This window comes from Marinobacter persicus (assembly GCF_002934325.1).
GTDB lineage: Bacteria > Pseudomonadota > Gammaproteobacteria > Pseudomonadales > Oleiphilaceae > Marinobacter > Marinobacter persicus_A.
On the sequence record NZ_PTIV01000009.1, the window covers coordinates 37217 to 53277 of the forward strand.

At 58.6% G+C, this 16061-nt stretch carries 11 protein-coding genes; 4 read left to right on the plus strand and 7 right to left on the minus strand.

The genetic code is table 11. From position 1 onward, the window contains the following. Positions 1-35: 35 nt before the first annotated feature. From BY454_RS06855 to BY454_RS06875, 5 genes are all read right to left on the minus strand, one after another. Positions 36-944 (minus strand): lysine exporter LysO family protein, encoded by a 909-nt coding sequence (locus BY454_RS06855; protein WP_104415492.1) that lies wholly within the window; start codon positions 942-944, stop codon positions 36-38. 36 nt (positions 945-980) lie between these two features. Continuing rightward, the gene (locus BY454_RS06860; RefSeq protein WP_104415491.1) at positions 981-1301 is read right to left on the minus strand and encodes a DUF2288 domain-containing protein; all 321 of its coding nucleotides are present in this window, start codon (positions 1299-1301) and stop codon (positions 981-983) included. Between the two features lie 71 nt (positions 1302-1372). Further along, complete coding sequence (locus BY454_RS06865) at positions 1373-1768, minus strand: response regulator (protein ID WP_104415490.1); 396 nt, start codon at positions 1766-1768, stop codon at positions 1373-1375. Positions 1769-1773: 5 nt separating this feature from the next. Then, complete coding sequence (locus tag BY454_RS06870; RefSeq protein ID WP_104415489.1) at positions 1774-2910, minus strand: response regulator; 1137 nt, start codon at positions 2908-2910, stop codon at positions 1774-1776. A 24-nt stretch (positions 2911-2934) separates the two neighbouring features. Then, positions 2935-4602: a diguanylate cyclase gene (locus BY454_RS06875; protein WP_104415488.1), complete on the minus strand. Its 1668-nt coding sequence runs from the start codon at positions 4600-4602 to the stop codon at positions 2935-2937. A gap of 108 nt (positions 4603-4710) precedes the next feature. On the opposite strand from BY454_RS06875, the gene BY454_RS06880 reads away from it, so the two are divergent. After that, positions 4711-6471 (plus strand): sensor histidine kinase, encoded by a 1761-nt coding sequence (locus BY454_RS06880; protein WP_104415487.1) that lies wholly within the window; start codon positions 4711-4713, stop codon positions 6469-6471. 70 nt (positions 6472-6541) lie between these two features. Here BY454_RS06880 and acnA read toward each other — a convergent pair whose 3' ends face one another. After that, on the minus strand, positions 6542-9304 hold the full coding sequence (gene acnA, locus BY454_RS06885) for an aconitate hydratase AcnA (protein ID WP_104415486.1): 2763 nt from the start codon (positions 9302-9304) through the stop codon (positions 6542-6544). A 199-nt stretch (positions 9305-9503) separates the two neighbouring features. On the opposite strand from acnA, the gene BY454_RS06890 reads away from it, so the two are divergent. From BY454_RS06890 to BY454_RS06900, 3 genes are read left to right on the plus strand one after another with little or no spacing between them, the layout of a single operon-like run. Beyond that, positions 9504-10775 (plus strand): sensor domain-containing diguanylate cyclase, encoded by a 1272-nt coding sequence (locus tag BY454_RS06890; RefSeq protein ID WP_104415485.1) that lies wholly within the window; start codon positions 9504-9506, stop codon positions 10773-10775. An 11-nt stretch (positions 10776-10786) separates the two neighbouring features. After that, a complete protein-coding gene (locus BY454_RS06895) occupies positions 10787-13693 on the plus strand; it encodes an MHYT domain-containing protein (protein WP_104415484.1) in 2907 nt (968 codons plus the stop codon). Next, positions 13687-14679 (plus strand): HD-GYP domain-containing protein, encoded by a 993-nt coding sequence (locus BY454_RS06900; RefSeq protein ID WP_104415483.1) that lies wholly within the window; start codon positions 13687-13689, stop codon positions 14677-14679. Before BY454_RS06895 ends, BY454_RS06900 begins: the two co-directional genes overlap by 7 nt. Here BY454_RS06900 and BY454_RS06905 read toward each other — a convergent pair. Continuing rightward, positions 14676-16034, minus strand: a complete 1359-nt coding sequence (locus BY454_RS06905; RefSeq protein ID WP_104415482.1) for a methyl-accepting chemotaxis protein — start codon at positions 16032-16034, stop codon at positions 14676-14678. The genes BY454_RS06900 and BY454_RS06905 overlap by 4 nt on opposite strands. Positions 16035-16061 lie beyond the last annotated feature (27 nt).

Below are 16061 nucleotides of genomic sequence, written 5' to 3' on the forward strand. Positions count from 1 at the left end.
TGCATTGAGTCAATTAATCCGAGGTTTCCCCACGATCAACCCAGGGACAGAAATACACCCATTAATACCGGCGACAAAAATGACAGCAGGAAACCCGACGCAATGGCCACCGGCACACAGGCCAGGCCGCCAGAGCTGCGTATTACCGGCAGGGTGAAATCCATCGCCGTGGCCCCACCGTAGCCAATGGCAACCGCAGGGCGGGCAGTGATGACCAGCGGGATCAGGGCCAGGGCAATGATCTCGCGGATCACATCGTTAAGAAACGCCACCCCGCCCCAGGCCGGGCCCAGCGCATCCCCAATCACAATACCGGACAACGAATACCAGCCAAAACCGGAAGCCAGGGCCAGCGCCTGGTACCAGGGCACCTCCAGCCAGGGAATGAGCACCAGCCCCGCCAGCAGGGAACTGAACATCAATACCAAGGCAATCCCCAGCCCCTGGCGGTTCATCAAAAGCTTGCGCAATGACAAACCGGCGTTGCGCAGTTGCAGGCCGATCAGGAACAGCAACAGCATCAGTGCCCCGGTGGCGACATCATCCACCATGGGGAGTTTTGCAAACAGGAAATAGCCCAGCAGGGCACCTGCCAACACCGCCAGCAATGGCTTGAGCCCGGCCAGGAACAGCCGGCGATAACCCGGACGAACGTCGGACTCGGACGGTGGCAGCGTCATGGGTTGCCAGCGGTGAAACAGCCACAAGCCAGCGACATTGGCCAGCAAAAGAACAAAGACAAGCCCCAGAACCTGACCGGCCATGGCGGTTAGCTGATCCAGAAGGCCGTCCATTTGCCCCAGCCCGAGGCCCAGTAGAGCCAGAATGAAATACACCAGACCTTCAACGGTGTAATGAATCACCGTCATCAACCGGCGATTGGACAGGGCGAAGGCAAAGCCAAGAAACAAGGGCGCCAGGATCAGCAATGCACCAGTCAACATAACGGTGTCCGCAGCGGGTGGGGGGGAGTTGCCGGATCAGTGCAGATTCTGGCTGGAGCGATCCTGTACCAGCACCCAGGGCGCGATCACCACGGCCCAGAGTTCGGCGTTGCGCTCATACCAGGCACGGGCCAGGTCCGGCGACACCTCGCCCACCTGGCCATTGCCCAGCCAGTGTTCAAACTGAGCTTTGTTGTCAGCCGACAGTTGCGTGGCCACGTTCAGCAGATCCAGCTCCGGCGCCACCCGTACCACCTGGCCACGGGCGTAGTAGGTCTGCAGCTCGTGCCAGTGGATACGGGAGGTTTCCAGATTAAGTTTGGCTTTGAGTTCTTCCGGGGACTCGGGGGATGACATGACGACCTCGATAAACCAGGGTTAACAGTAACCAGTATTGGAAGCGCGCCAGACTAACCGAAATCGCCTCGTTACGCACCCTCACGACCGGCCAACAACTCCCGGATCTGGTCACCCAGGGTCATGGGGTCAAAGGGTTTGGGTATCACCCCAATCGCGCCCATCGCCCGATATTCCTCAATTTCCTCCGGCTGCAGGCGAGCGGTCATGAACACCGCCGGTACCGGCAGACCACCCGGGCGTTCCTGCAAGGCACGCAAAGTCTCCGGACCGTCCATGCCTGGCATCATGACATCCAGCAGTACCAGGTCCGGATGAAAATCATCCACCTGTTCCAGCGCCTGCTGACCGGACTCGCACAGGCGCGCCTCGAACCCGGCAACATCCACCAGGGCCAGTTCCGCCACCGCCCGGATATCCGGGTCATCTTCGACATACAACACACGATCAACCGATTGACGGGGCATTCCCTTCACTCCTCGGCCTTGGTGGCGACATGAACGCCCAATCGATCCAACAGGATCTGGCAGGCTTCCTCTTCCTGACGGCCTTCGGCAATCAGGGCAGCCGCCCGCATGATCAGCCGATCATTACGAACCGCGTCTTTTTGCAGGAAATGCACGGAGCCAATCAGCTCCCGCAAATCCAGAGACAGCCGCCACTGGACTTTCAGGCGGTTACCATAAGGCTGAGCCCAGTCTCTAAGACACTGATCAGCTAGGCCTTCTTCCAGCTGACCACCTTTGGCAATGTACTGGTTGATCACGGAAATGACCGCCAGCTCCCCCACCCGGCTCAACAGTCCGGCTTTCTGGAACATCACCGGCGGCTTTTTCATGGAAATGGCAATCCGCTGGGCCTCACGCCCGACTTTCAGCGCCTGCTCCTGATACTTTGCCGCCAGCTCAACCAACTCCGGCGACTTCAGTTGACGCCCCACATCCAGCGACAGCGCCAGAGCCTGATTCAGGGCCATGGAAACACCCATCAGGTTGATGGCGTCTTTCAGGGTTTCCACGGGTTTGCCGGTGCGTCGAAACGAGCTGCCGTTCGCCACATCCAGCAGTCGTGTCACCAGCGCCGGTTGCTCGCGCCAGCGCTCGGACAACTGGGCCGGCGACAGCTCATTGGCACGCTCGATCAGGGCCAGGATCTCGGCCGGGTCCTGTTCCCCCGGCAGCTGGATGACGTGCTCCAGCGATTCCGTGAGCATCGCCTGCAGGTCCAAATCCTCTGCCGACACCGGACCCGGTTCGATCAGCGCCGCCAGGCGCTCATGAACCATTTCGACACTGAACGGCTTGGTGATGTAGCCATTGATGCCGTAATGGGCCGCTTTCAATACCGAATCCCGGTCTGACCGGCCCGACACCATGACAATCGGCAGTTCACTGTCACGCTCCCGCAGATGGCGAACCAGCTCCAGGCCCGAGCCGTCAGGCAGATTCCAGTCGGTAATCACCAGGTCCAGGTGCTGTCGGCCTGTTTCCGCGATGGCCTCTTCCAGAAGGAGAAACTTTTTCACCAGTGCACCGGGATAGGCACTGGCGATCACAGTCTCCAGCAACTCCGCTACCAGCTCATCGTCTTCAAGTACCAATACGTTCATACATGGGGGTCCAGCAGAAATACGTCACTCATCACCAGCCACGGTGACGCCATTACGCCCGGCACGTTTACGTTGATACAGTGCCTGGTCAGCCGCATCGACGGCATCATCTCCCACACTGTGATCGTTAATGGCCGCCACCCCGGCCGACAGGGTGACACCAAACGTTTCCTGATTGCAGTTGAACGTCAGTTGCCCAAACGCCTCGGCAATCTCGGTGAACAGGCGGCGGGCGGCTTCGGTATCACAGTGCGGTAGCACCACGAGAAATTCCTCGCCACCGTATCGGCCAATCATATCGGTTTCACGCAGGCGGTTACGCAGGGTATTGGCCAGGGCCTTGATCACCACATCACCACACCGGTGACCATAGGTATCGTTAATCTTCTTGAAGTGGTCCAGATCCACCATCACCGCGCTGGCGGCGTGACCATCCCGGCGACAACGGGCCAGCTCCTTTTCCACTTCCTGCTTGATCAGTGAGTGTTTCAGCAGGCCGGTCAGGCTGTCCCGGTTCATCAGCCGGGACAGCTGCCGGGCCCGGAAACACCGGATCAACACCGCCCGTACCAGGTAGCTGTCCGACACCGGTTTCATCAGAAATTCATCGGCTCCCCGAGACAAGGCCTCCAATTGGCTATCGGGATCATCTTCCGATGACAGATAGATGATCGGCAAGCTCAGCCATTGAGGATCGAAACGTACCATTCTTGCCAGGGTCACACCGGAATACTGCCCCAACTGCACGTCCATCAGCAGGATATCCGGCTGGAACGATGACAACTCTGACATTAGTTGCATCGGATCATTTACCCACAGCACATCAACGCCAGCTGCACGTAAAACCAGGGCATAATGTTCGGCCAGCTCGAGATCATCCTCGACAAGAACGACTCGCCCGTGCACACGGGTGCTCCGCTCAAGCGCCAGGTACTCAATACGCTCGGCCAATTCCGAGAGATCAGGTGACCGACCAAAGAAACCATCCGCTCCCAAGGCGGCTACCCTGTAACGACTGCCAAAAGAAAGGTCTTCACTAAGGCACACGACAGGCAGGCGACGTACCTGATCCGAAGGGCTGGCGTCACGGGCACGAATAACGCCTTCAATTCGTACGGACGCGCATAAAATGACGGTGGCGGTCTGGAGCTCCCCAGCCAGGACGGCAATGAGTTCCGGGTCTGTTTCATGACGAACCTGACAATCAAAGCCGTAAGCAGCCAGAGCCTTGTCAAGCCATTGGGGATCGGTCTTCCCCGCAGGCACGATCAGCACTCGGACCCGCACCCCATGACTGCCTTCCGGCCGTTCGACGGCTCCTTGCGCGCTCTCATCGTTCGTAACTTGCGCTGGTAATGGTGGGCTTTCCAGCATGGTTCGGAGGGCCAGAATCCTCTCCACCGCCAGACTGGAGGCCTCCTGAAGGCTTCCATCATCGGCCCTTGCTTCCAGCATGTTTTCCAGGCTCCGGGCCGCCTGCCCCAACTCCGGAAAACCAAAGGTGCCCGCCGAGCCGGCCAACCGGTGCAGGCGGGAACAGACATCGGCCAGCACGGCGCCGTCCGCCCCTTCGCCTTCAAGCAGTTGTGCCCGTTGCTCCAGGGCTTTCAGATCGTCGGTGGCGCGCTCTGCGAAGCGCTTGCGCAATTCCGCCAGTCGCGATGACACATCACCGGAGGCTGCTGATACCATCGTAACTTTTCTACCCAATATCGATTCAGGTTGGTTGAAAAATCCTCTACTCTGCGATTCATAAAAACATGTTTGAACCGCTGGTGCCATTACCACTTGGGGGTACGATTGAAAAACCTGTCTTTCGGCAGTCGCTTTGCGCTTATTGCTGTCTGCAGCACGATACTTACCGTGGCCCTGCTGGCCACCACCGCCTACCAACAATTGGTGGCCGATTTTGAAGCGGTGCTGACCCAGCGCCAGCAACTGGAAACAGAAACTTACGCCCGGCGCGTCAACCAGCGGCTGCAGGTTCGGCTGAGCGCCCTGGGCGCGCTGGCCTCGCAGATGACCGATGGCAAACAACTGCTGCCCATCGACACCCTGGAAAAGTTGCTCGACCGCCAGACCGTACTCAAGGACTATTTTGACCTGGGGCTGATGGTGTTCGATAAAAACGCCGTGGCGATTGCCGAAGACCGCTATGTGGAAAACCGGCTGGGCACCTCCTACGCCGACCGCCCACACTTCAAGGCAGCGCTGAAGGATGAGATCCCCTACATCAGCCGCCCGATCGTCGGCCGTACCACCGACACACTGCTGATATCCTTCCTTTACCCCATTCACAGCAATGAGGGCGAGCTTCTGGGTTTTGCTGGCGGGATCATTGACCTGAACCACACCCAGCTACTACCCGAGCCCGGCGATCTGCTTGAGCATGCGGTCTTCCAGGTACTGGATACCAAGCACTTTACCCGGGTCGATTCGGTTTCCCACGACAACCTGACCCCCGAGCTGCCGCCGCCCGGGGACTCCGCCCTGGTCGATGCTGCTCTCTCCGGCATAACCACCGGTGTCGTGAAAGATCAATCCGGCCAACGCTGGATCTACGCGACCCGACACCTGGAACGGGTCGGCTGGCTGTTCCTGCGCGCCGTGCCCTACGATCAGGCGCTGGCACCTGCCCGGGCCTCGTTCACCCAGTTCGTGACCATCAGTGTGATTGTACTGCTGGCCATGGCAATGCTGGTTCTGGGCCTGTCACGCACTGTCTCAAAACCGCTGGAGCAGATGGCGGCCAAAATGCGACGCATGACCGACCACATGGATAAACCCGGCCGCCTGAGAGAACAGGGCGCCCCGGAAATCCGCAGTGTGGCCCGGGCCTTCAATCAACTGATGGACGAGCGGGAGGCTCTGGATAAGCTGAAAAGCCACTTTGTCTCGAATGTCAGCCACGAACTGAGAACGCCACTGACCTCCATAAATGGCTCCTTGAAATTGTTGGCCTCGGGCAAGACCGGCGACCTGACGGATAAAGCCAACAATATGGTTCATGTGGCGCTGCGCAACAGTGAGCAGCTGCAACGCCTGATCTCCGATCTACTGGATTTCAACAAGGTGGTGGCCGGAGAACTGACCGTGCATCCCGAACCACTGACAGTAGCGGACGTGCTCAAGGAAGCGGGCAGCGCCACGGCTTCCTACGCCGAGGCCCACAGCGTCCGCATTGAGATGGGCTCAATACCGGAGGGCCAGGTTCTGGCCGACCCTCACCGGGTTCGACAGATACTGGATAATTTCATCAGTAACGCCTGCAAATTCGCTCCTGCGGGAACGACCGTTACCCTTTCAGCCGAACGGGAAGAGAACGAGCGGATCCGCCTGATCGTGGCCGATCAGGGAGCAGGCGTGCCCGAGCACTTCCTCGCCCGATTGTTCCAGCGCTTCGCCCAGGCGGAGTCGCATTCCAGCCGGGCCAAGTCCGGCACCGGATTGGGGCTGGCCATTTGCCAGGAGCTCGCCCACCTGATGGGTGGCGAGGTGGGGTATTACTACCGCAACGGTGCCCATTTCTGGGTGGCACTGCCCTGCGTAAAAGATGACTAAAGCGCTCGGGCAGACACAACAAAGCCGGCGAAAACGCCGGCTTTGTTGGTTCGCTGCAGCAAGTTAACAATCAGGCCTTTTTCAGCATTTCCCGCACCACATAGTGCAGGATACCGCCATGCTTGAAGTAAGTAGCCTCATTCGCCGTATCGATCCGTGATTTCAGCTCGCAGCTTTCGGTGGACCCATCCTTGTAGGTCACGGTCATGGTCAGGGTCTGGCCCGGCGTGATCTCGCCAGACAGCCCCTCGATGCTGATGGTTTCTTCACCGGTCAGCTTCAGGCTCTTGCGGTCCGTGCCTTCCGGGAACTGCAGGGGCATCACGCCCATGCCGATCAGGTTGGAGCGGTGAATCCGCTCGTAGGATTCCGCCACCACGGCTTTCACGCCCAATAGGCGGGTGCCCTTGGCGGCCCAGTCCCTGCTGGAGCCGGTGCCGTATTCCTTGCCGGCAATGACCACCAGCGGCGTGCCCTGCTCCTGATACTTCATGGCGGCGTCGTAGATGGGCATTTGCTCACCGTCGGGCACGTACTTGGTGAAGCCACCTTCCACATCGTCCAGCATCTCGTTCTTGATGCGTACGTTGGCGAAGGTGCCGCGCATCATCACTTCGTGGTTACCCCGGCGCGAGCCGTAGGAGTTGAAGTCTTTGGGCTCCACGCCCTGCGCCTGCAGGTACTTACCCGCCGGGGTGTCGGGCTTGAACGAGCCGGCCGGGGAAATGTGGTCGGTGGTCACCGAATCCCCCAGCATGGCCAGGATATGGGCATCCTTGATGTCTTCCAGCGGTTCAGGCTCTTCCTTCAGGCCCTCGAAAAACGGCGGATGCTGGATGTAGGTGGATTTGTCGCTCCACTCGTATACCTTGCTCTCCGGCACCTTGAGGGACTTCCAGGTGTCATCGCCTTCGAACACTTCGGCGTATTCCTTACGGAACATGTCGGTTTTCACCTGCTCCACCGCCTCGGCAATTTCCGCCTGGCTGGGCCAGATGTCGCTCAGGTAGACCGGGTTGCCGTCCTTGTCTTCGCCCAGGGAGTCCTGGGTCAGGTCCACCCGAACGTTGCCAGCCAGCGCGTAAGCCACTACCAGGGGCGGGGACGCCAGCCAGTTGGTTTTCACCAGCGGATGCACACGGCCCTCAAAGTTGCGGTTGCCGGACAGCACCGAGGCCACGGTCAGGTCACCGTCGTTGATGGCCTTTTCCACCGCATCCGGCAAAGGGCCAGAGTTACCAATGCAGGTAGTGCAGCCGTAACCCACGAGATTGAAACCGAGCTTGTCCAGGTCCTCCTGCAAACCGGCAACTTTCAGGTAGTCGGTGACCACCTTGGAGCCCGGCGCCAGGGAGGTTTTCACCCAGGGTTTGGTGCCCAGGCCTTTTTCCACCGCTTTCTTGGCCATCAGGCCGGCGGCCATCATCACACTTGGGTTGGAGGTGTTGGTACAGGAGGTAATAGCGGCAATCACCACAGCGCCGGGGTCCAGACGGGTCTGCTCCCCTTTCATGTGCAATGGCTGGCTGGCCGGATGCTCGAAATACGCATCTTCGGCACCAACGGCCGTGCCACCACCTTCCGATTCCAGCTTCTCGGTTCCGTTGGATGGCGAGCCTTCGGCGGTTTCCATCAACAACTCAAACGAGCGCTTCATGTTTTTCAGGGCAACACGGTCCTGCGGACGTTTGGGGCCCGCAAGACTGGCTTCCACATCGCCCATGTCCAGCTCCAGGGTGTCGCTGTAAACCGGCTCATGACCCGGTTCGCGCCACAGACCCTGAGCCTTGGCATAGGCTTCCACCAGTTCCAGCTGCTCTTCCTCGCGGCCGGTCAGGCGCATGTAGGTGATGGTCTGCTCATCCACCGGGAAGAACGCGCAGGTCGCACCAAACTCCGGCGACATGTTGGAAATGGTGGCCCGGTCGGCCACCGGCATGTCTTTGAGGCCGTCGCCGTAGAACTCCACAAACTTACCCACCACGCCTTTCTTGCGCAGCATTTCGGTAACGGTCAGCACCAGGTCGGTGGCGGTGATGCCTTCACGCAGTTTACCGGTGATCTTGAAGCCGATGACCTCGGGAATCAGCATGGACACCGGCTGGCCCAGCATGGCGGCTTCCGCTTCGATGCCACCCACGCCCCAGCCGAGGATGCCCAACCCGTTGATCATGGTGGTGTGGGAATCGGTACCCACCAGCGTGTCCGGGTAGGCGATGGTCTTGCCATCCACCTCTTTCTGCCACACAGTCTGGCCCAGATACTCCAGGTTGACCTGGTGGCAGATACCGGTACCAGGCGGCACCACGCGGAAGTTGTCGAAGGCCTGCTGGCCCCAACGCAGGAACTCATAGCGCTCTTCATTGCGCTCCATCTCGATGGCCACGTTGTCCTTGAAGGACTTGGGTGTGCCATATTCATCCACCATCACCGAGTGGTCGATGATCAGGTCTACCGGTGACAGCGGGTTGATCATGGCCGGGTCCTTTCCGGCGGCCTTAACAGCCTCCCGCATGGCGGCCAGATCGACCACGCCCGGCACCCCGGTGAAGTCCTGCATCAGCACCCGGGCCGGGCGATACTGGATCTCGGTATCGGAACGGCGGTCTTTCAGCCACTGGGCCATGGCATCAATGTGGGAGCGGTCCACCGTGCTGTCGTCTTCGTTGCGCAGCAGGTTTTCAGTCAGAACTTTCAGGGAATATGGCAGGCGATCCAGGTCGCCCAGAGTGTCTGAAGCTTTCGGCAAGCTGTAATAGTGATAGGTCTTGCCGGCGGCTTCCAGGGTGGAGAGGGTACTCAGGCTGTCTTTACTCAATGGGGTACTCGACATGCGGTGCCTCCTCTGATGGTGAAACCTCCTTTAACTATTGCATCGAATAGCCAGACTTCAACTCCAAACCATTTATGCCCTCTATTCGTATCATGAATAGCCGATAACTCAGGGGTAAGGACAATTCCTCGTTGACACACTCACTCGTGTCTTTAAAGTTGACACACTTTTTGAACCGCACAAATCCGCAGGCCAGACTTTGACCCAGGCATTCTCCGAAACGCTGCAAAATCTTCCGAAAGATGACTCCCTGACCCTGTTTCGCGTGAGTGCCGAGCTGTCGTTCAACTCTATCGTCGTCACGGACGCCAAGCAGGCCATTGTCTATGCCAATCCCGCATTCTGCAGCATGACCGGTTATTCCTCAGACGAGCTGGTCGGGCAAAACCCAAAGATCCTGCAAGGGCCAATGACCGAGGCTGTGGTTATTGATCAGTTAAGGCGGGACCTGAACAACGACGGCTATTTCTCCGGCTCAACCATCAATTACCGGAAGAATGGCAAGCCTTACCTGGTGGAATGGAACATCACTCCGATCAACGACGAGGCCGGTAACCCACGGTTCTACGTTTCCATCCAGAAAGACATCACCCAGCTGCACGCTGCTGAATCCACCGGCAATCTGTTTGCCAAAGCCATCGATGCGGCCTACGACGGTATTTTCATCACCAACGCCGAGGGTACGATCGAGTTTGCCAACCAGGGCTTTGAGATCATTACCGGCTATACTCCCACCGAAGTCATCGGACGTGATCCATCAATTCTCAAATCCGGCCGGCACGACAAGACCTTCTACAAAGGGCTCTGGCGCCACCTCAACGAAGGCCTACCCTTCCGCGCCATGGTGATCAATCGACACAAACACGGCCATGAGATCCATTGCCAACAGACCATCACGCCGGTCAAGAACGCCAATGGCGAGATCTCGCACTTCATCAGCATCATCAAGGATCTGACCGACCGGGTGTTTGCCGAACTCAAACTCCGTGAGCAGGCCTCCCATGATTCGTTGACGGGCCTGCTGAACCGCCGTGCCGGGGAAATTGAACTGGATGTGGTCCTGATTCAGGCCCAGGAGCAGGATGCCTCTTTCAGCCTGCTGATGCTGGACATTGATGACTTCAAGAGCATCAACGACAGCCATGGCCACCCCCGGGGCGACGATGTCATCAAAAAAGTCGCAGAAACCCTGATGGAGCAGACCCGGAAAACCGACAAGTGCATTCGCTGGGGCGGGGAAGAATTTATTGTCATCCTGCCTGGCTGTGACCAGGACAAGGCCTCAGCCATTGCCGAGAAAATTCGCGCCATGATGGCGGAGAACAACTTCGACGGCATCGGCCAGGTCACCCTATCGGTCGGGGTTACCGAATTCATCGACAATGACAACCCCGCCAGTATTCTTGGCCGGGTGGACCAGCGCCTTTATGCCGCCAAAAAATCCGGTAAAAACCGCGTCGTTATCGACTGAGGCCCGCCCAATTGTTATCGCTGAATGATTTCTTCGTGATTGGCCCTTCGCCGGCAAAACTGGTGAGTGGTCAATACACACCCTCGCTGGTTGTCCTGTCCCTGATCATCGCGGTGGGTGCCTCGTATATGGCATTGGTGCTCGCAGCCGCCGCCCGGCGAAGCACATCCCGCCTGATGGAGAGGTTGCACCTGGTCAGCGGCTCGGCCTCTCTGGGGTTTGGCATCTGGTCCATGCATTTTATCGGCATGCTGGCCTTTGAAATGCCTATTCCGGTGGACTACGACCCCACCATTACCTTGTTTTCCGTGGCACCCAGCCTGCTAGCATCCTGGGTCGCCCTGAGTCTGCTGGCCCACAATGACATAACCCCGACCCGGCTGGCACTGGGTGGAATAACGGTGGGGGCTGGCATTGGAGCCATGCATTATCTCGGCATGGCGGCTATGCAAATGGGCCCGACCCTCCGCTACGACCCGGCTTTGTTTGCCGTTTCCATTCTGGTGGCAGTGTTGCTAGGCACTGTGGCGCTGTGGATCAGTTTTGGCCTGCGTCGCCGCCAGCTGCTGACCGGTTACAAACGGCGCTTACTGGCCGGCACGGTGATGGGCTTGGCGATTGCCGCCATGCATTACACGGCGATGGAAGCCGCTCGATTCATTGGCGAACCCAGTCCCGATTTTCTGCCCGGAAGTAATCGCCACTTACTACTGGCTTTGTCCATCGCCTTTGTCACTGTCTCCCTGAGTCTGATGGCCGCAGGCGTCAATGCCGTTGCCCGCTACCGGGCGTTGATGCAACGAAGTCAGCAGACCGCCGGCGAGTTGAAAACCGTTGTGGATGCTGCGGTTGACGGCATTATCAAAATCTCGGAAACAGGCACGATCCTGTCATTCAATGACTCGGCAGAGCGTATCTTTGGTTATGAGGCCGAAGAAGTCCTGGGCAAAAACGTCAAGATGCTGATGCCAGAGCCCCACCAATCAGCTCACGACGGCTATCTGGACAATTACCTGCGCACCGGCGAACAAAAAATCATCGGCACCGGCCGGGAGGTCTGGGCACTGCATAAAGATGGGCATGAGTTCCCAATCCGTCTGGCAATTGGTGAAGCACGGCTAAATGGCAGCAGTACGTTTGTCGGCTTCATTACCGACATATCCCTGCGCCACCAGATGGAAACCGATTTGCTCCGCGCCAAGGAGGAAGCGGAACAGGCTGCGGAAGCCAAGAGTGCCTTTCTGGCGAACATGAGCCATGAAATTCGCACCCCCATGAACAGCATCATTGGCTTTACCGATCTGGTGCTGGGTTCGCCCTTGACCGATACCCAGACCAAGCACCTGAGTGTGGTGAAAACTTCCGCCCGTTCACTGCTGGCGCTACTGAACGATATTCTGGACACGGCCAAACTGGATGGCGGGCATACCGAACTGGAATGTCGTGACTTCTCCCTGCGTGCGGTCTGCGAGCAGATTGTTGCCAGCCAGTCGCTTCAAGCGGGACGAAAGAACCTCTACCTCACACTGGACTACCGGGCCGAAGACCATTTCCGGGGCGACCCGTTACGGGTCCAGCAAATACTGCTGAACCTGGTGACCAATGCGGTGAAGTTCACCCATGAAGGCGGCGTCAAACTTCAGGTACAACAGGGAAAATCAGGCAAGCTACTGATCCTGGTCGAGGATACCGGCATTGGCATTCCTGCCGACCGGATCGACCACATTTTCGAGCCCTTCACCCAAGCCGACTCCAGCATGACCCGCCGATTTGGCGGAACCGGCCTCGGCACCACCATTGCCCGCCAGTTAACCGAACTCATGGGCGGTGAGATCCGTGTCAGCAGCAAGCCGGGACAGGGCAGCACTTTCCGCGTGAGCTTGCCGCTGCCTCCCGGAACGGCGGTGGATAGCAACCCTAAAACAGAACAGGAAGTCACACTGCCACGCCTTTCATTCCTGGTGGCTGATGACGTAAAGCAGAATCTCGAATTGTTAAGCATTCTGCTGAAGGAGCGGGGCCACAAGGTCGAAACGGCTCAAAATGGCGAACAAGCTCTCAACATTTTTGCCGCCCAGCCCTTTGATGTCGTGCTGATGGATGTGCAGATGCCGGAGATGAACGGCCATGAGGCGACCCGTCGCATCCGGCAGCTGGAAACTGAACGCCAACAACCGCCGACGCCGGTGATCGCCCTGACCGCCAGTGTGCTCGAACAGGACCGAAGGGAAGCCAGTGCGGCCGGCATGGATGGTTTTGCCATAAAACCCATCGATCTGGCAGAGCTGACGACAGAAATCAGCCGTGTTCTGGGGCTGCTGCATCTTAACAAGGCGCAGAAAATGCGGCACAAGGCCAGATCATCAGCAGAGGCGGTTAACACATCACTGATCAAGCAGCTCTGGCCCGACTCCCAGGCACACCTCAAGGCAGCAAGGCAGTTTCTGCAAGCATCCCAGAATCAACCGGAAACGCTCAGGCATCAAACTGATGTCGCACCCATTGCCCACCGGTTACGGGGTGTGGCAGGCAACCTGGGATTTGCGCCACTCGCGGCCACACTGGCTGAAATTGAGGTAACGCTCAAAAAGCAACTCACCGTCAGCGAGGGACTGTGGCATCAGCTCGATGAGCAATTCCAGGCAGCGAAGGACTGGCATGACCGCCAGCATAACGAGACTGCGCCGCTACATGAGACGCCCCAATCCTTCAAACCGCTCGATCTTTCAGCACTGGATGACCTGCTCGAAAGATTGCAACACGGCGAAGTACCAGAAGACATCTTCAACCGAATTCGTCCGTCGTTACCCACCGACTGTGCCGAAGCCGCCGCCGAGGCCCTGGACAACTTTGACCCGCAGCGCGCCGCTCAACTGCTGAAGGCCCATCGGGACACTATCAAGGAGGCATCATGCTGACTGCACCGAAAACCCTGCTGTTGGTAGACGACGAACCGGCGAATCTTCAGGTTCTGCGCAATATCCTGAGTGAGCAATACCGATTACTCTTCGCCCGTGACGGTGACCGGGCCCTGGAGCTGGCCGAGGCCGAAAAGCCGGATCTGATTCTGCTGGATGTGATGATGCCCGGCAAATCCGGTTACCAGGTGTGTGAAGCACTAAAACGCAACATCAGCACTTCGGCCATCCCGGTCATTTTTGTCACGGCCCTCTCCGACGTGGAGGATGAAGCCCGGGGCTTTGAGCTGGGAGCGGTGGACTATTTGACCAAACCGGTCAGCGCCGCAATCGTGCGGGCCCGTGTGCGCAATCATCTTTCTCTGGTAAGGGTGGATGAACTGGCGGCCACCCGTCTGGCGGTGGTTCAACGGTTGGGGCGGGCAGCCGAGTACAAAGACAATGAAACCGGCCTGCACGTTATTCGAATGAGCCATTACTCCCAGTTGATCGCCCTGAAGGCCGGGCTCAGTGCAGACTGGTGTGAAACACTTCTGCACGCGGCCCCGATGCACGATGTGGGCAAGATCGGCATCCCGGACGCCGTGCTACAAAAGCCGGGCAAACTGGATGCCGAGGAATGGGCCATTATGCAAAGCCATACGGAAATTGGCGCGGAAATCATTGGCGAAGATGGTTCCGAGCTTCTGGACATGGCCCGGGAAGTGGCCCGCAGCCATCATGAAAAGTGGGATGGCAGCGGTTACCCGCGCGGCCTGAAAGGCAGGGAGATTCCGCTGGCAGCCCGCATTGTGGCACTGGCGGATGTGTTCGATGCGCTGACCAGCGAACGCCCCTACAAGAAGGCCTGGCCGGTGGAACAGGCCACCAACCTGATCCGGGAGCAAAGTGGCAAGCACTTCGATCCGGATCTGGTCGAGGCGTTCTTCCAGTGCCTGCCCGCAATCCTGGATATCAAGAACCGCTGGCAGGAGGAAGCTGCCTAACAGGTCATGTCGGGGTGGGCTTCCACCTCGGCAATCAGTGCGTCCAGCAGGTCGATCACTTCCGCCGAGGATGACTTAAGCGTATCCACCAGCTCCTGGGAGCGGGCATTATAGCGCTCGGGGTCGATGCGCTTGTGGTGATAATCCTGCGCCAGCTTGAACAGCTCCTTGCCTGCCTGGTGCACCCTCGGGTGTACCTGGTTAATCAGGCGATCAGAGTTTTTCAGCTGATCCAGCCCCCGGGCCTTGTCACTGGCCAGGAATTTGCCCAGCCGGCACTGGGTGTGGTCCTTCACTTCCTCTTCGGTGATCGAATCTTCATTGAAGATGGCAAATCGAATCAGCTTGTCCACCCACACCACGTGGTCACGCTTGGCACTGGCCAGGGCCAGACAGGGGGAGATCACCCGCACATTGGAGAAGATGTTGTTGGTGTCTTCGCGCAGGGGTGCCAGGGCGTTCATCAGGCCCTTGAAGATTTCAGCCAGGGCGTTTGAATCCTCAGAGTTGGAGTTCACTTGTTGCGCCATGTCGTGGGACACCTGGCTTTGCTGCTCCGCAGCTGAAGCAATGGAGGTGGCCTGATCAAAGTTCTGGTTGGCCGAATCCCGGGATTTGTGGATGACATCCGCTACCCGCTCCCGGCTCTCACCGGAGGCCTGGACGGCAGCCACGGATCTGCCCAGCCGCTGCTGCACGCTTTCCGAACCACCAATAATCTCGGTCACGATGCCATTGATTTCCTGGGCGGCACCGGCGCTGCGGGCGGCCAACTGGCGCACCTCGTCGGCCACCACAGCAAAGCCACGACCGGCCTCACCCGCCCGGGCCGCTTCAATGGCGGCGTTCAAAGCCAGCAGGTTGGTCTGGTCCGAGATTTCATTGACGGTATTGGTGAGCGATTCAATGCGTTTGGTCTGTTCCGCCAGTGAACGCATTTCCTCGTTGGCCTGGGTGAGCGCGATGTCCACCTCGGCCAGTCGCGCTTCCATCTCATCCAGGGCCGTGCTGGATTCGTGGGTGTAATCGTTGACGTTGGAAGCCTGGCGCAACACGTCCTGGCCCAGACCGCCTACTTCCGAGGCGCTGGCCGACATCTCCTCAATGGCGGCAGACAGGGTCTGAATATTGGCCACCAGGTGGTGGATGCGCTCATCAAATTCCAGGGCGTTCTGCCCCAGATCGGAAATATGGCGGGACACATCCACCGCACCATTGGCGATGGCCAGCTCTTCGTCTGCCCAATCGTCGAGGTATTGGGCCAGGGGCGCCAGCCAGTCCGGGGTATTCTTCCGGCGCTTGCCATCCAGGACATCCTGGATCATCTGTTTGGCTTTATTTTCAGACAGGAACATAAGGGTCACTCATTACCGCGTCAAACG